Below are 16,881 nucleotides of genomic sequence, written 5' to 3'. Positions count from 1 at the left end.
CATCGGCTTTTCATTCAGTACTCTTGTTTCGGCCGCCGGTTCATTTACCAGGAATACGGACGAAAGTCGACCAGACCATCCTCGACCACATAGCGAGCAACAGCCAAAGGTTGAGCTTCACGGAATAGAAAACCTTCATCACGGCAGGCGGACACAACACGTCGACGGGCATGACGACGACCACGACGAAGATGGCCCAAAACAACACTTTGTCGGCCATGACGAGCGCCCCGGCACGCCGCATGGTCCAATACCACATCAGGTAGCCGATGAGCGAAATGACATAGGTGTGGGTTTCGCTCGAATTGCTGAACAGAATCACATAACCCATCAGACAAGCCAAGGCCCCGATGCGGAAATATTCGTCGTGCCACTGCCGCCACCGGGCGAAAAGTCCGACGGCCAAAGCGGCGAGCACGCCGAGCTGCACCTGCATGCGCCAAGCCAGCAGTCCGAACGGAGCCGGGAGATAGAAAACATTCTGCCACGTGCGGGTATCCTTATGCGAAACCAGCGCCCCGATCCACTCGCCGTACCACTCCGGCAACCGCTCGAACGAAGTGCCGAGGGCAGGCAGAAGCAGCAGTACGGCGGCGATCAAGAGGGCGTAGCCCATGTTGCGCCAGAAACGGGGGTAGCAGACGAGCAGCCCCAACTGGAAGATGCCGTAGATCTTCGTGAAACCGGAAATCATGATGAGCAGCACGGCCCAGAACCCCTTGTCGCGTTCGAGCAACGAATAGGCGAAAAGGAACATGTAACCGACGGCGACGTTGTACTGGAACGACAACTGCGTGCAGGCGAGGATCAAGAAAGTATAGAGGAACGATTTGCACTTCTCCTCGCGGGTAAAGCGTCCTGGAAGCGTAAAGATCGCCGCGAACCACATGGTAAAGTTGAAGAGGTTCCAAGCAAACGGCCCCACGAGACCGGGCAGGTAGGCGAAAGGCGCGAACAAGACATTGAACAACGGCCCGTAGAGGAAGTAATCCAATCCAGGTGCGGCGGCCGTCCAACTCTCGCCGTAGGGCACGATCTGCTGCCAGAAAAGACGGGTCGACTCGGCGAAGATCATGAAATTGCGATGACGCCCCCGGGCCGCCTCGGCGAACGTCAGGGCGAACACCAACAAAAAACCCAGCATGTAGAGGTTGCGGGGATTGAGAAAAAACGCCCCCGCGCGCCGGCAGAACGATCGAGCCGCCGATCCGCTCCGCACATCGGACAACGACGCCATGTCCCTTAAGCGCGTTTGCGGATTCTGCGCCACGGCAAACCCAAGACGCCGAAGAACGCTTCGCCGAAGATGCCGCCGCTCATCTTGGAGGTGCCCTCCTGGCGGTCGACGAAGACGATCGGCACCTCGGCGAGCTTCATGCCCAGGCGCCAGGCCGTATACTTCATCTCGATCTGGAATCCGTAGCCTTTCATCTTGATGCGATCCAAGTCGATGGTCTCCAACGCCCGACGCGAATAACAAACGAACCCGGCAGTAGCGTCGTGCAACGGCATACGGGTAACGACACGGACATATTTCGAAGCGAAGAACGACATCAACAACCGCGACATGGGCCAGTTGACCACGTTGACACCCTTGACGTAACGCGACCCGACCACGACATCGTTGCCCTCGGCCGCAGCGGCGAACAACCGCACCAGGTCGTCGGGGTTGTGGGAGAAGTCGCAGTCCATCTCGCACATGAATTCGAAACCGTGCTCCAATCCCCAGCGGAAACCGGTAAGGTAAGCTGTGCCGAGACCCAGCTTGCCGCTGCGCTCCAACAGATGCAGCCGCTCGGGAAACTCCTGCTGCCGCTGCTTGACGATTGCGGCGGTGCCGTCGGGAGAACCGTCGTCGATGATGAGCAGGTCGAACGTATCGGACAGCGAGAACACCTTGTCGATCATGGCCGAAACATTCTCCTTTTCATTGTATGTGGGAATGATAACGAGCTTACGTGTCATGGCAAAAAACATTTAGGGTAATCGTCCGGACGTCCCGCCCCAGCGACTGCTGAGGAACAGTGCATCCGACATGTTGTTAAACAGTTTACAAATATAACATTTTTTTCTCAAGATGATCTGCCGAAGCGGTTATTTTATACGCACCGCATGCCGCCGCTTCATAGCCCGCACGGCGGCCTTGTCGGCATCGCTCACGCGAAGCGACTCGACGATCTTCTGCAACGCCTTGTTGAACGTCCAGTCGTCGAGCGGGCAAGCTCCGCGGAGCCACTCGCCGGTAAGGTCGGGAAACTTGACGTAGCAGACCGACACGGCCCACGCCACGCCCATGCGGACGTAATACCCCGGGTGGCGCACCCGTCCGAACAACTCCAACAACCGACCGATGTGCTCGGCATCGATGAAATTCGAAAGCGCCATAACCACGGCGAAACGCACCTCGTATTCGGCGGCAGAGTCGAAATAAGGCAGGATGAAGCGCCACATCGGCTCGCGCTCGGCCGGCCGCAGACGCCAACAACAGCAATCGCACACGGCCCAATTGTCGATCGTGGAGACGAAGCGCGCCGTATAACGCAACTTCTCCTCGGGCGGACACTTCGCATACCCGATGACCAACCCCTGCAACATGCGCTCCTCGAAATAATCGCCGGGAGCCTCGTCGAACCAAGCACGCCAGTCGCCGCGGGCGATCTCGCGGGCGATGGCCCGGAGCTGCGGCAGCCGCACGCCGATCATGGGCGGTGCGCCGGGCGTGAGCGAAGCGTTGAAATCGCGGTAACGCGGGTCGGCAAGTTCGAAAAGCTGTTCGCGCAAAGTCATGGCGGGAAAAATCAAGATTACGGCATCAAAGATAATGCACGGAAAGCGCAATGCCAAAATCCGACGAAGAAAGCCGCCCCCTCCGGGCCGGAGCGGCAAGCCGGGACCATTCGGATTCCGAATTGCCGTACCTTGCACTTTACCGAAGCAGCACTTCGGTTTAGATAGGCAGCGCCTCGGCAAAACGCAAACAAGTTTGCTTTCGTTCTCGGCTTGCACTATCTTTTCAGAAAATCGGCTGCGGCTCGGCAAAAGCAAACAAGTTTGCTTTTGCACTCGCCTTGCACTATCTTTGCAACAAACAATCTTCGTTTCAGCCATGCTCGAACGCACACGGCCGGCACCGTCCCTGCACCATGTTTCGCAATGACTTCGAATGTTCTCATACCCTTTCTTCTGACCTGCGGGGCCGGTCTGGCAACCGGCATCGGCAGTGCCATCGCCTTTTTCGCCCGCAGCACCAACAAACGGCTGCTGTCGTTCTCGCTGGGGCTGTCCGGCGGCGTGATGATCTATGTCTCGTTCGTCGAACTGTTCCGCCAGGCCGGCATCGCACTTGCGTCGGCGTGGGGCGAACGGCTGGGCATGACCTTTACGGCGGTCTGCTTTTTTGCCGGCATCCTGCTCATCGGCATCATCGACCGGCTGGTGCCGTCGGTCGAAAACCCCCACGAAGCACACAGAGTCGAAGAGATGAAAGCCCGGCCCCACAATCCCAAGCTCATGCGCATGGGACTGCTGACCGCCCTGGCCATCGGCATACACAATTTTCCGGAAGGCATCGCCACGTTCGCCACAGCCGTCGACGACCGTACGCTGGGCATAGCCATCGCGGTGGCGATCGCCATACACAACATACCGGAGGGTATCGCCGTCTCGGTGCCGATCTTCTATGCCACGGGCGACCGGAAACGGGCGTTCCGTCTCTCGGTGCTCTCGGGACTGGCCGAGCCGGTCGGGGCGCTGCTGGCCTGGGCGGTGCTGATGCCGTTCATGTCGCCGACCCTGATGGGGTGCCTGCTCGCCGGAGTGGCGGGGATCATGGTCTTCATCTCCATCGACGAACTGCTCCCCGCGGCCCGCGAATACGGCCATGCCCACGTGTCGATCTACGGCGTAGTGTCCGGCATGGCGTTGATGGCCGTCAGCTTATTGATGCTTGCAAAATAAACCGCTTGATCAGGAATGAATATCTTATTGCTTCTTGCCGGCCTCGGGCTGATTCTCGCCGGGGCCAACTTGCTGACCGACGGCGCCGCGGCACTGGCCCAACGCTTCCGGGTTCCGGAGTTCATCGTCGGCCTGACGGTAATCGCCATCGGCACCTCGACGCCCGAACTGGTCGTCTCCGTGCTCTCGGCCATAGCGCACAACAGCGACATCGCCGTGGGCAACGTGGTGGGATCGAATCTTTTCAACGTCTTCGTGATCCTGGGAATCTGCGCCCTGATCCGCCCGCTGGCGCTCTCCGACGGCAACATCCGGCGCGACATTCCGTTCGGGCTGGGGGCATCGGTGCTGCTCTTCGTCCTCGCATCGGACAAACTGCTGCACCTGGGCGCGGCGGATCGCATCGGCCGCGGCGACGGAATCGCAATGCTCCTGCTGTACGCAGCCTTGATGGGGTACACGATCCGCACAGCCGGCCGCGACAAAGAGACACCGACGCATGCCGGCCACGACTCGGAAACATCGGCAGACACGGGCACTCGCAAATCGATCTGGCTGACCGCCGCGATGATCGTCGGAGGGCTGGCCGGTCTGGTATTCGGCGGCGAACTATTCTTACATCATGCCACGGTCATCGCCCGCAAGCTGGGCGTGAGCGAATCGGTCATCGCCATCACGCTGGTGGCGGGCGGCACGTCGCTGCCGGAACTGGCATCGTCGGTCGTATCGATGGCGAAAGGCAAAGCCGGCATGGCCCTGGGCAATGTACTGGGATCGAACGTAGCCAACATCCTGCTGATCCTGGGTGTCAGCGCCACGATCCATCCGCTCGCCATGGGCGGCATCACAACGCTCGACCTGGGTATGGTGGTGCTCAGCTCGCTGCTGCTTTTCATCGCAGCGTTCACGTTCCGCCGGCGCAGCATCGACCGCTGGGAAGGGGCGATCTTCCTGGCGCTCTACATCGCCTACATCTGGTACTTGGTCAAATAACGCTCCAGCAACCGCGGTACAGCATGATCGCCCAGAGCGGCGGTCTCGACAGCCAGAGATTCGGCGGCAGGCGTCAGCCGAGGCGTTTCGATGCGGTGGATCGCGGCATGGATCGTCCGGTGCGACAGCTGGTGGCGCGGCATGTCGACGCTTCGCACGAGGTGCCACGGCGCATCGCCGGTCAACATACGGAAACGGGGCGCGGCCGCGAGGGTCGCGAAATCGGTCGGGCCGTCGGTCTCGATCATCGGAAATTCGTACAAACCCTGCCAGATGTCATGCGTCTCGCGCCGGCACAACAACGTACGGTCGCCGCAGACGATATGCAGATAATTGAACCAACGGTCGCTCACGTGCGTCTTGCCCTGCTTGACAGGACGCCGGGCCACCGTACCTGCGGCCAGCGCCAGGCAACGCTCCGCAAAGGGGCATTCGCTGCAACGGGGACTCTTGGGCGTACACTGCAAGGCACCGAAGTCCATGATCGCCTGGTTGTAACGCCCGGGCTGCGCACGATCGAGCTGTATTTGCGCCAACGAAGCGAACGCCTTGCGGCCCGCCGCCGTATCGATAGGCGTATCCAAGTCGAAAAGACGCGACAGCACCCGGTAGACATTGCCGTCGACCGCAGCGCAAGGGGCATCGTAGGCCGCCGAACAGATCGCCGCAGCCGTATAGTCGCCCACGCCGGGCAAGGCCCGCACCTCGGCGAACCGCTCCGGGAAATGCCCGTCGAACCGTTCTGCAACGATCTTGGCCGCCGCATGGAGGTTGCGCGCCCGGCTGTAATAGCCCAGCCCCTGCCAGAGTTTGAGCACCTCGTCTTCCTCCGCTGCGGCCAAAGCCCCGACATCCGGAAAGCGGGCCAGGAAGCGCAGATAATATTCCGTGCCCTGCGCCACGCGGGTCTGCTGCAAGATGACCTCGGAGAGCCAGATGCAATAAGGATCGCGCGTACGGCGCCACGGCAGATCGCGGCCGTGGCGGGCATACCATTCCAGCAAGACGGGAGCCATCCCTTACTTTCCGGCAGTAAGTTTTTCGATCTGTCTGTCGGCTTCGGCCGCGAGGTTGGCAGCCTGCTTCTCAGCCTCCTCGACCAACTTGTCGCCGGCCTTCTGGGCGGCCAACTTGGCCAAAGCCCCCTTCTTGGCCGCTTCCTCGACCAGGCGGTCGCGCTGCGTCTGTGCCGCGGCGACCAACTTCTGGCCCGCACGCTGCGCCTCGGCGCGCAAATTTTCGGCCTGCTTCTCGATTTCGGCCGAAAGCGACTCGCTGCCCGTGAGCTTTTCGATCTGCCCGTCGACGATGTTCTTGACCGCCTGCTCGACGGCCTCCCTGACGCCCAAAGTAATTTTAGGCGAGGAGAACGTACCGCCGATCTTCACATCGAGCGTTTCCACGACGCCGCCCGTTACCGAAGAAGGCATGGCCACGCGCGCTGTATAGTCGATGGTCTGATCGAGACCCGTCGTACCGCTCAAGGTAATGTTGGTGCCGGCGACCTTCAGATCGAAAGGCTGCGTGGCGACACGCCCGTCGCGGATGGCGAAGCGGATGGCCACGTCCCTGGCCTCGATATTACTCAACTTTTCGTTGTCCAGCGCCTTGGCGAGGGCATCGAAAGCCGCGATCCGCTGCACCTGGATATTGGCCGACTTGATTTCGCCCGAAGCATTGACCGAATGCAGATCGGGCGTCATGGTCTGATCGAGAAGGGCCGACATATCCATGGACAGCGAGTAATCGCCGCCCGTCTTGGCGAAGACCGGCACCAATCGGCGCACCATGTCCAACTGCTCGAACGTCTGCGAGAACGAAGCACCGGCCAGTCCGAGCGAAAGCCGCAGCGCCGGATGACGAGGATCTTTTGCAGTCGAATAACTGCCCGAAGCGGCAGCCTTGCCGCCGAAAAGACGCATCGCCAACTTTTCGAGCGAGAGCGTGCCGCCGGCCATGCGCATTTCGCCTGTGAGCGCAGATATTGTCATCTTGTCGAAGAGAATTTCGTGCAGGTCGGTATTCAACGACAGATTGAGGTTCTTGGGCACTTCGATCGCCTGCATCGGCTCTGAAGCCGCCGCCTCGGCGGGTGCCGCCCCTGCTTCGTCGGAAGCCGGCAGCGCCGCCATGATCTCGTTCAGATCGAGCAATTCCGACCTCACATAGAGCCGTCCCGACAACTTGTCGCCGCGCAACAGATAACCCAGGTAATCGGTCAGCTGGCCGTTGGCCGCCAAGTCGCTGCGTCCGACCGTCACGCCGAACTCGCCCAGAGTCATGGCCTGGGGCGTGATCGTTGCAGCGGCCCGCTTGATATGCACGGGCGGCAGATCATCGAGCGTCACGCCCAGACGCTCGATGACGAACGTACCGGAAGCCCCCAGGCGCTCGTAACGCTGCTTTTCGATGTCCGACATGCGGCCCGAAAGCTTCACATCGGCAGTAATCACACCGTCCAACTCGGTATCCTTGTCCAGCGGATAGACCTCCTTGACCGCTCCCAGGTCGACCTTGCCGGCCGCTGCCGCCCGGAATTTCGGATCGCTCGTCAAATTCGTGGCATAAGCCGTAGCGGACAGCGAATTGCCCGCCATCTTGAGCGTGAATTTCGACAGATCGGCTTCCGTCTTATCCATCGTACCGCCCGGATTGGCAATTCGGGCTGCGATGTTGATGTCCGTAACCGCCTTCGGCAACGAGGAGTACTGGAAACTGCCGTTGCGCACGTCGGCCTTCAACTCGAACGCCGGGAGCACGGCACCCTGCATCTTGCCCCGCGCCCAGAGCGAGAGCGCCAGCTCGCCCGACGCCAGAAGATGACGGAAGTCTTTGGTATAGAACGCCGGAATGAGCGACAACACGTCCTTGAAAAGCACCTTGTCGCAACCGGCCCTCATGTCCATGTCCATCGCCTCGTCGCCCAACTCGACCCAACCGTCGAGCGACAACGTGATGGCATTCAACCGCAGCGTATTCTCGGTAAGCGTGAAACGACGGGCAGCCAGATCGGCGGCGATCACGGCGTTGAGTTCGGCTTCGGCACCGCTCAACAAAGGCACGCCGTTCGAAACGAAGTGCATCCCCTGGGCCATGAAACGCAGCGCAAGATCGGTGCGGTCGGCCGCCATGTCGCCCCGCAGGCGCAAGGACAACGGCGCGGTCGAAAAACACATATGCGTCGAATCGTCCTCGTAGCGGATCGCGGCGGCGGAGATGCGGAAATCGCGGATCCGCAACCGGAAAGCCGAAGGCTCCCCGTCGGGAATCTCCTCTTTCTGGGGCGCCTCCTCCTCGGAAGGCTTCATCACATCCCAATTGACAGCGCCGTCGGCCAACTTATGCGCATGCACCGAGGGTGCGGCAAGAATCACTTTCGTGACCTCGAAACCCTCATCGCTGAAAAGCGACAAAAGATCGACGACCACCGAAATGCGCCGCGCCGCCACGATCGTATCGCCCGCGAAACGCTCCGTGCCGATCAACGTGAGACCTTTCAGATCGACCGAAGCATGGGGGAAGTGGCGCAGCAAACTGATGTCCAACTTCTCGAAATCGAGTTCGGCACGCAACATGGCGTTGGCCTCGCGTTTGACGATGCCGGCGACCTTGCCGCGCAGGGCCATCGGCGCCACGATCAACACCACCAACAAGACGGCCACAACGATGGCCGCGACTTTCAAAAGTTTCTTCATTTTTCCTTATCCGTTTTTCGGACGAAGAGCGTCGTCTCCGCCTCGCTGAATCCCTCTTTGCGATAGAGCGCCCGGGCCGCCTGACGTGCGGGCGACGAAGTGAGCTGCACCTGCGAAACACCGATCTGCCGGGCATAGGCCAAGGCGGCCCTGACCAACGCTGTGCCGGCGCCGCAACCCCGGGCTGCGCCGTCGGTCACCACATCCTCGATCCAGGCCTTGCGGCCCGAGACGGCATCGTACCAGACCAGAGTCAACATCCCCACCATGCGCTCCTGCATCCATGCGGTAAAGAACGCCGCGCCAGACGCTGCGGCCACGCGCTGCAACTCCTCGCGCGTCGGAACGGCCAACCGCGGCGAGAGCTGCGGGACGAGCTGCGCCACGGCGGCGGCGATGTCATCGGTGATCTCCTGGATGCGTCTAATTTCCATGGGACGTACATGTCTTCGCTTTTCCCGACAAAGATAGAGAATTCATCCCTGAGAATGTACAATTCGGAACTAAAAAAATAAGCATTATCTTTGCATGTATAAAACCAAATAACCGATCATGCGAAAAATTCTGTTGGCACTTACGGCGATGCTGGTCTCGGCGACGGCATCGGGGCAAAACGTGGCATGGACGCACCGCGTGGAACCGCTCGGCGGCGACAACTACCGTATCGTGCTGGAGGCAGCCATACCGGCACGCTACCACATGTACGACATGGGGCCTTACGAAGACGGGCCGAATGCCACGACCATCACGTTCGCACCGGGCGCCGGCGCAACGCTCGACGGCGGGGTCGAACTGCTTACCGCACCGCACCGAGCCTATGACGCGACCTATGGCATGGAGATCGGCACGATCGAAGGGAAGGCACTCTTTGCGCAACGTGTGCATCTGACCGCTCCTCATGCAACGGTCGAGGCAACGATGGAATGGATGCTCTGCACCGACACGCAATGCACCCCGCCGGACGACCTGCGACTGACGATCGGAATACCGGAAGAATCCGCAGAGACGCTCCGCACGGCGGAGATTCCCCCCTCCGCCCCCACGCAGGACACGGAACTTTCCGCGACCTCGAACGCCGCCGCTTCTGCCCCCATAAAGGATGCGGCCGGCAGCAAGGGGATGTGGGCCTTGATCGTCGAAGCGGTTCTGTGGGGATTCGCAGCACTGCTTACCCCGTGCGTCTTTCCGATGGTGCCGATGACCGTCTCGTATTTCCTCAAAGGCGAAGGCGGCCCGGCCTTGGGACGTCTGCGGGCCGCGCTCTACGGACTCTTCATCGTGGCGCTCTACACGCTGCCCATCGCGGCGATCATTCTCATTACCCGGGCGGCTGGCGGCGATGCCGTGACAGCCGACATCTTCAACTGGCTGGCGACGCACTGGCTGCCGAACATCGTATTTTTCCTTGTCTTCATGCTCTTTGCGGCATCGTTCTTCGGAGCCTTCGAAATCACGATGCCCTCGTGGATGGTCAACAAGGCCGACGCCAAGGCCGACACCAAAGGTATGGGCGGCATCTTCTTCCTGGCGCTGACGCTGGTGCTGGTGTCGTTCTCCTGCACGGGGCCGATCGTCGGCTCGGTGCTCATCAAATCCACGGCGGGCGAATTCTGGACGCCGATCATCACGATGCTGGCGTTCTCGGTGGCTTTCGCCCTGCCCTTCACGCTTTTTGCGCTTTTCCCGTCGGTGCTGAAAAAACTGCCCAAGAGCGGCGGCTGGCTCAACTCGGTAAAAGTGGTCATCGGATTCGTGGAACTGGCCCTGGGGTTCAAATTCCTCTCGGTAGCCGACCAGACCTACCACTGGGGGCTGCTCGACCGCGAAATCTACCTGGCGATCTGGATCGTGGTCTTCTCGCTACTGGGTCTCTACCTGCTGGGCAAACTGCGGTTCGCCCATGACAACGACCTGCCCTGCATAGGCGTAGGGCGGCTGGCGCTGGCCATCGCAGTCTTCTCGTTCGTAGTCTACATGATTCCGGGGATGTGGGGCGCACCGCTCAAAGGTCTCTCGGGCTACCTGCCGCCGCTGACGACGCAGGATTTCGTGATGAATTCCCCAGGCGCCGCCATCCCGCAGGGAGAAACAGGAATGCCGCACAACCGCAAATATGCCGACTTCCTGCACCTGCCCCACGGTCTGGAGGGGTTCTTCGACCTGCCGGAAGCCGAAGCCTATGCAGCCCGGGTCGGCAAACCGCTTTTCATCGATTTCACGGGGCACGGCTGCGTGAACTGCCGCGAAATGGAATCGCGCGTATGGTCGGATCCGGAAGTGTTGCGAATCTTGCGCGACGACTATGTGATCGTGGCGCTCTACTCGGATGACAAGAAACAACTGCCCGCAAGCGACTGGGTAACGACCGACGGGGGCAAAGTGCTGAAAAGCCTGGGCAAAATCAACTCCTATTACGCCCGGAAAACCTACGGAGTGAACGCGCAGCCCTACTATATCCTGCAAGGCCGCGACGGAAAAGTTCTGGTGCCGCCGCGAGGCTATGATCTGGATGTCGCCGGATTCGTAGCGTTTCTGAAAAACGGACTGGAAGCGTACGAGAACGTTGAAAATCAGGATTAGGAAACGGCCGCACGCCCCTGATTGAAGAACGGCCCGACGGACGGTATCGAAAACACCGTATACCATAACGCCGACACTGCACCATATTAAAAAGCCGGCGCCCACTCTTGGGCGCCGGCTTTTCGCTACTTGCCGGAGGAGCTGCCGGAGTTGCCGACCGGCTGTCGGGAGTAAGCCTCCTCGACTTCGCGGGCCTTTTCCCGGTGTTCCTTGGCCGTAGGTGCCTCGCCGTCGTGCACCAACTTGTCGACCGTGCGCTCGAAATTCTCCTCGCAGGACGAACAAGCGTTCTCGTTTTTGCTGTAATCTTTCATAATCCGAAGTATTGAATAACACAGAAAGAACAGCAAATCGCACGCCGAAAAACAAAAAGAAGTCGAAAAAGACGACCGCCGAACTCCCGCAGAAAAACCTGCGGCAACCTTGCAACATCCCCGCAACCACCCCACGGAAAGCCCTACCCAGAAAAAAGTACGCAGCTCTATGGTCTCTCCTTTTCCAGCTGCGCCCGCGACTTGGACTTGGTAACGAGCCAGACACCCGCGAAGACGCACAACGCAGCCGCAGCCTTGGTAAAACCGAACGAATCCAACCCGACGACGACAGTAAACACGACCGCGACGACGGGCTGCACGTAATTGTACATGGAGACGACCGTAGGCCGCAAAAACCGCTGTCCGACCGGCACCATGAGATAAGAAACGAACGTGGAGCAGACGACGACATACCCGATGCCGGCCCAAGCGGCAGGCGCCAAGGCAGCATAATCGACGCTCATCAACGGCCGGAAATAGATGGCGACGGCGACTACGGCAGCAAAGAGAAACATCCACTTCATGGTGGTAACGGGCGAATACTTGATGATGGTATCGCGAAAAGCAGTAAGGTAGACGGCGTAACTTATGGCACTGACGATGCACAACACGTCGCCGGCGACGCTGGACGTATGCCCTGCCCCGTGCTGACTGACATACACCAACAACAAGGCCCCGAAACACCCCAAAGCGACGCCGCCCGATTTCAACCAGGTAATCGGCTCACGGAGAAAAACGGTGGCGAGGATCATGGTCAACACGGGAACGATCGTGGCGATGATCGACGAATCGATGGGCGAAGTGAGCGACAGCCCCCACAAAAAAAGCATCTGGTTGAGCTGGATGCCGAACACCGACGCGAAAAGCAACATGACGACATCGCGCGGCGCGACCCGCTCGCGGGGCAGGAAACACGAGACCGTCCAAAACAACAAGGCGGCGCCCACCATGCGATAGACGCTCAAGGCGAAAGGGTTGACGCCTCCGGGATTGGCGCCGGAGATCAAGACGCTTTTACAAATCGGGGCATTCAATCCCCAGACGATGTTGGCGACCCACAAAGCCGCATGCCCTTTGAACCTACCGCTATCCATACCTAACCCGAACAAACGCCAAACGCCGCTACTCAGCCAACAACCGTTCGCGCCACGCATCGGGCACGGGACGACTGACCTGCACGGCGAAATCGAAGACTACCATGACCGACCGGCTCTCGGAACGCACCTCGCCGTCGACGGTCAAACGCTGCAAAAGGACGATGCTCTTGGTGCCGACCTTCTCGCAAGTGGTGGAGACGCAAACATCATCGTAGAAACGCACCTGCCCGAGGTAGGAGGTGGAAGTGGAAGCAGTGACGATACGCAGATCGCCCATCAAAACCTCGGCGCCGAGCACCTGCCGATAATAATCGACCTTGCCGACGTCGAAATAACTCTGCTGGGCGACGTTATTGACGTGCTGGAACGGATCGATGTCTGCGAACCGCTTCTGGATGGGAGTTTCGAGCGTACGGGCCATCACTCGCGGATGATTTCGACCTCGCCGCCCTCGCCGAAGGCAATGATCGACGAAGCCTTGCGGGTGGGTTTGCCCTCGAAACGCGGGTTGACGACGAAATCGACGCCTTCGACCACCTCGCGGGCGATCTCCTGCAAACCGACGGGCGTCTGCTGCCCGGAGAGGTTGGCGGAAGTGGAGACGACAGGCCGGCCGAAAGCACGGAGCAACTGACGGCAGAACTCGTGATCGGGAATCCGCACGCCGAGCGTACCCTCGTCGGGAACGAGGTTGGGAGCGACGCCGACGGCACCGGGCAAAACGAGAGTCAACGGCTTGGTGGCCAACTCCATGACCTCGAACGCGATACCTGGCGCACGGTCGACGTAACGCACGACCATGTCGGCCGAAGCGCACAACACCAACATAGACTTTTTATTCTCGGACTGCTTAAGACGGTAGATTTTGGCCACGGCCTCCGCGTTGGTCGCGTCGCATCCCAGGCCCCAAACCGTATCGGTGGGATAAAGGATGACGCCGCCCCCGCGCAAAACCTGCACGGCGGCGGCGACTTCCTGCTGCATGGCATTCTGCTGCTGCATAACGGAAAGGCTACTTCATGACGACCTCGGACGAACCGATCAAACGCCCCTCGCAATAGAGCTGGATGCCGTAGGTGCCGGCGGTAAAACCGCTGCTGTTGAAGTAGATGCCGACCTCCAGATCCTGGTTGCGGTAATCGACCTCGCGCATGGCGGAATAAGGCAGCCGCTCGCCCTCGAACTCGAACGTAGGTGTGGTCTCGGTCGTGAGCACATAACCGTCGGGCGAAGTGATGCGGACGTAGATGGCTTTCTCGCCGGGAGCAGCCAAGTCGTTGGCCGAGAGAATGAAATCGACACGCAGCCGCGCAGCGTTCCGGACGCGCGACACAGGCTTGCTCTTGCTGTTGAGACCTGTCATGATGATGTCGCGGGCGCGGATGACCGAACCGACGCGCACCTTGTTATCCAACTCGGCGGCCTTCTCCTCGGCCATGTCGGCGCGCAGATTGGCGGACGAAATCTCCTTGCGGAACGAGACGTTCTCCTGGATCAACTGCTTATTGAGCGTATTGAGCGAATCGATCTGCTTGATGTAACCGCGCATGATCGAACGCAACGTCCCGACCTCCTTCTCGTACTGCTTGATCTTGGCCAGGCTCCACGAACGCTCCTGCTTGAGCCGAGCCATCAACGAATCGGCCCGCCCCCGCTCGAACGACAAACTGGCGGAGATGGTGTCGTTGGTAATTTGCAGGTTGTCGAAATCGGTCATCAGACGGCCCAGATCGCTCTGGATCGAATCGCGGTCGGCCTGCAAAAGCCGGTTGTCGAGCATCTGCTGGCGATGGATGCTGAAATAAAGCGCCGAAAGCGCCACGAGAATTACCGAAAGAATGATGATGACGATGCGGTAACCGCGGATCGACTTGGCGGCGCCGGATTCCGGAACGCGGAAATCGTCGTCCTCGAACTCCGAAGGATCGTATCCCAACTTCTCCTCTTCCATAACAATCTGAATTTGAAGTCCCGGCATGGCACGACGCCCAGAGCGAGAATCCCTCCCCGGCCTGCTGCACGACGGCCTGCCCGAACTACGGTTTGCTACCGACAAAGATAATGCAAGCCCGGCGCAAAACCAAACATTGCCCACACTTTTCCTCCCTTTCCCCACCGACACCGGACGAATTCGCCGCCAACGGTTGGGATTCGGTTTTTTTATTGTATATTTGCGAACAAGAAGCGGATATGGTGTAATTGGTAGCCACGTCAGACTTAGGATCTGATGCCTTACGGCGTGGGGGTTCGAGTCCCTTTATCCGCACAAAAGAGACCTTTCGGGGTCTCTTTTTTTGTTGCACCTCTCGGCAACAAAAGGCAAATTGACTAAAAATCATCGCTTTATAAATTCCTCCGATTTTTCCGCAGTGCAACCGGATGCAACGGGAAGCAGCTTATCCGGCGACGAAAAGGGAGCAGAGCCTTCGGTAAAAAGTTGCTCCCAAATTTGAACATAATGCACTGTATTGCAGTGTTTTGATTCGTAATAAATTGCATTTTCAAGCGTATTTTTTAAGGTAATTCGGGAGCAGATTTTCGGTCGCAAGCTCTGTTCCCGATTATGCTCCCAAATTAGCGTTTAATAATCTGAAAACCAAAGCATTAATGCGCACAAATTCGATTAAACAGACAAAGACAACCATAAAATAATTTGAACAATGAAAAACCAGAGTTTCAACATCTTATTCATCATGCGGAGCACCCGCATAAATAAAGAATGGACTTGCATCAATTTATGCACGCATCACGACAGGCGGAATGCGGCAGCATGAATCGGACATAAAATCATCCACCAAAATGCCCCAAAATTGATCTTCCGGAATCCAGAGATTCCCCGCATGAACGGGTTATCATATCATTGCAATAAGGCAAAGCAATGCAGACTATGCACCACTATACAAGCCGATTTCCCAGATGCAATATGATGATTCCGGAAAGTAAAAAAGCTCGCCGAACGACTATAAACAGATAGGAACAAACACAAATTATAGTAGGCTAAAAAGTCATATAACCAATATGACAGCAAATTTTTTCAATTTTATCCATCAATCAACCTTTAGACAGCAAAGGGTCGAGCAACTTTAGAACATCAACGGTTTGAATAATAGGGACAATGCAAACTATACTGCGTTTTCCTGAAATACATATTTTCGCGCAGATAACGATTTGTATCTTTTTTCAAAAATATGATTGCGATGATACTCCATATACTCCATTCTCTTTGCATTAATAAAATCTTTATGAAGCCTATATTGCGACAAATAGTTAATCATATCACTATCGAGCACTCTGGAAGGGACAATAATACCATTGTCATCAAAAGTCATATAGCCTAAATCGAACAAAGAATCCAAGTTCCTACTAAGCAAAAGACCGTTATTTACATCAAATTGAGCCAAAGCGTCTGATTGACAATGACTATACGGTTTAATATGACTTGCAATAAGCACCGGATGCCCCAACCCTTCTAACATACACCTTGGTGCTTCACATCCAAAATGCGCACAACTTTCGTCTTCTAACTCGGATTTATAGATTCGTTGCAAATACGGATCTCGCAATTCTTTGTTGATTCTTTCACTACCAAATAAACGATCTGCATCAGACTTAAAATAAACACCTCCATCATGTATTCTCAAATCGTCTAAATCACGCAACAAACTCATTAAATGAGATATTTGATTGTACTTCCTTTCAACAAAGGACATATCTGTCACTTTATTGTATTGTTCGGCCAACTCTTCTTTAGTGAGATACCCTTTAGGATAATCATTAATATCAACAGTCATCAAACTAACCAATGCCCTCTTATCAAGACGCCCGACTTCTTCCAATGTGTTGATTAAAAATTTTATTTGAGCTGCCGTGTCATAATCCGGTTTGGTCATAGCATTTTGAAGATTGCTATAATTGTAAACCACTTTTGACAAAATATGAGACTTTTTCTTATTGGTCGACGCATTTATAAACTCTTTCGCTTCAGGAATATATCCCTGCATTTCAGTCTTTAGAAACCCTATTTTTACAAACTGATTTATACCTTTTCTCAACGATGTTCCCGACAAATGAGCAACCCGGCTAAGTTGCTCCTGGAAATCCGCATAGTCCTTCGAAGAGTAAGGCCTAATTCCATGAATGTCAAAATATTCAACACACGCTTTTAACGCCGCATTAAATTTCGGAGCGTATACATCAGTCCACGCAGCTGTGTATGCCCAATAATCTTCATAAATCTGAACCATC

The 16,881-nt window shown here is 57.3% G+C and carries 15 protein-coding genes and 1 tRNA gene; 4 read left to right on the top strand and 12 right to left on the bottom strand.

All coding sequences use genetic code 11. The features are described 5' to 3' along the window. Positions 1–40: 40 nt before the first annotated feature. The 3 genes from QZ298_RS02885 to QZ298_RS02875 all read right to left on the bottom strand — a co-directional run bounded on the left by QZ298_RS02885 (position 41) and on the right by QZ298_RS02875 (position 2,787). Positions 41–1,237, bottom strand: a complete 1,197-nt coding sequence (locus tag QZ298_RS02885) for a glycosyltransferase family 87 protein (protein WP_296005231.1) — start codon at positions 1,235–1,237, stop codon at positions 41–43. A 5-nt stretch (positions 1,238–1,242) separates the two neighbouring features. Further along, a complete protein-coding gene (locus QZ298_RS02880) occupies positions 1,243–1,965 on the bottom strand; it encodes a polyprenol monophosphomannose synthase (protein ID WP_296005230.1) in 723 nt (240 codons plus the stop codon). Positions 1,966–2,094: 129 nt separating this feature from the next. Beyond that, positions 2,095–2,787 carry a DNA alkylation repair protein gene (locus QZ298_RS02875; RefSeq protein ID WP_296005229.1) on the bottom strand — a complete coding sequence of 231 codons (693 nt, stop codon included), beginning with the start codon at positions 2,785–2,787 and terminating at the stop codon, positions 2,095–2,097. Between the two features lie 366 nt (positions 2,788–3,153). Here QZ298_RS02875 and zupT point away from each other — a divergent pair, with 366 nt between their 5' ends. Together zupT and QZ298_RS02865 are read left to right on the top strand one after the other, a co-directional pair. Further along, positions 3,154–3,957, top strand: a complete 804-nt coding sequence (gene zupT / locus QZ298_RS02870; protein WP_296005228.1) for a zinc transporter ZupT — start codon at positions 3,154–3,156, stop codon at positions 3,955–3,957. A gap of 15 nt (positions 3,958–3,972) precedes the next feature. Further along, positions 3,973–4,950: a calcium/sodium antiporter gene (locus QZ298_RS02865; protein ID WP_296005227.1), complete on the top strand. Its 978-nt coding sequence runs from the start codon at positions 3,973–3,975 to the stop codon at positions 4,948–4,950. Here the strand turns inward: QZ298_RS02865 and mutY are convergent. Genes mutY through QZ298_RS02850 form a run of 3 tightly spaced genes read right to left on the bottom strand, consistent with a single transcriptional unit; the run spans position 4,926 to position 9,079 of the window. After that, the gene (gene mutY / locus QZ298_RS02860) at positions 4,926–5,966 is read right to left on the bottom strand and encodes an A/G-specific adenine glycosylase (RefSeq protein WP_296005226.1); all 1,041 of its coding nucleotides are present in this window, start codon (positions 5,964–5,966) and stop codon (positions 4,926–4,928) included. The genes QZ298_RS02865 and mutY overlap by 25 nt on opposite strands. 3 nt (positions 5,967–5,969) lie before the next feature. Next, complete coding sequence (locus QZ298_RS02855; RefSeq protein WP_296005225.1) at positions 5,970–8,645, bottom strand: AsmA-like C-terminal region-containing protein; 2,676 nt, start codon at positions 8,643–8,645, stop codon at positions 5,970–5,972. After that, on the bottom strand, positions 8,642–9,079 hold the full coding sequence (locus tag QZ298_RS02850) for an N-acetyltransferase (protein WP_296005224.1): 438 nt from the start codon (positions 9,077–9,079) through the stop codon (positions 8,642–8,644). Before QZ298_RS02850 ends, QZ298_RS02855 begins: the two co-directional genes overlap by 4 nt. Before the next feature lie 118 nt (positions 9,080–9,197). Here QZ298_RS02850 and QZ298_RS02845 point away from each other — a divergent pair, with 118 nt between their 5' ends. Further along, complete coding sequence (locus QZ298_RS02845) at positions 9,198–11,225, top strand: cytochrome c biogenesis protein CcdA (protein ID WP_296005223.1); 2,028 nt, start codon at positions 9,198–9,200, stop codon at positions 11,223–11,225. Positions 11,226–11,350: 125 nt separating this feature from the next. On the opposite strand, the gene QZ298_RS02840 is transcribed toward QZ298_RS02845, so the two are convergent. The 5 genes from QZ298_RS02840 to QZ298_RS02820 all read right to left on the bottom strand — a co-directional run bounded on the left by QZ298_RS02840 (position 11,351) and on the right by QZ298_RS02820 (position 14,587). Next, complete coding sequence (locus tag QZ298_RS02840) at positions 11,351–11,539, bottom strand: hypothetical protein (protein ID WP_296005222.1); 189 nt, start codon at positions 11,537–11,539, stop codon at positions 11,351–11,353. 167 nt (positions 11,540–11,706) lie between these two features. Beyond that, positions 11,707–12,633, bottom strand: coding sequence for a DMT family transporter (locus tag QZ298_RS02835; RefSeq protein WP_296005221.1), 927 nt, complete (start codon positions 12,631–12,633; stop codon positions 11,707–11,709). Positions 12,634–12,661: 28 nt separating this feature from the next. Beyond that, positions 12,662–13,057: a thioesterase family protein gene (locus QZ298_RS02830; RefSeq protein ID WP_296005220.1), complete on the bottom strand. Its 396-nt coding sequence runs from the start codon at positions 13,055–13,057 to the stop codon at positions 12,662–12,664. Continuing rightward, complete coding sequence (locus tag QZ298_RS02825; protein WP_296005219.1) at positions 13,057–13,638, bottom strand: L-threonylcarbamoyladenylate synthase; 582 nt, start codon at positions 13,636–13,638, stop codon at positions 13,057–13,059. The genes QZ298_RS02830 and QZ298_RS02825 overlap by 1 nt, the downstream gene beginning before the upstream one ends. Before the next feature lie 10 nt (positions 13,639–13,648). After that, positions 13,649–14,587, bottom strand: coding sequence for a hypothetical protein (locus tag QZ298_RS02820; RefSeq protein WP_296005218.1), 939 nt, complete (start codon positions 14,585–14,587; stop codon positions 13,649–13,651). Between the two features lie 233 nt (positions 14,588–14,820). Here QZ298_RS02820 and QZ298_RS02815 point away from each other — a divergent pair. After that, positions 14,821–14,902 (top strand) — tRNA-Leu (locus QZ298_RS02815). Positions 14,903–15,758: 856 nt separating this feature from the next. On the opposite strand, the gene QZ298_RS02810 is transcribed toward QZ298_RS02815, so the two are convergent. Next, the gene (locus QZ298_RS02810; protein ID WP_296005217.1) at positions 15,759–16,880 is read right to left on the bottom strand and encodes an HNH endonuclease; all 1,122 of its coding nucleotides are present in this window, start codon (positions 16,878–16,880) and stop codon (positions 15,759–15,761) included. Between the last annotated feature and the right edge of the window lies 1 nt (position 16,881).

The organism is uncultured Alistipes sp., assembly GCF_910580175.1.
Classification (GTDB): domain Bacteria; phylum Bacteroidota; class Bacteroidia; order Bacteroidales; family Rikenellaceae; genus Alistipes.
This window is presented reverse-complemented; position numbering and strand designations above follow the sequence as displayed.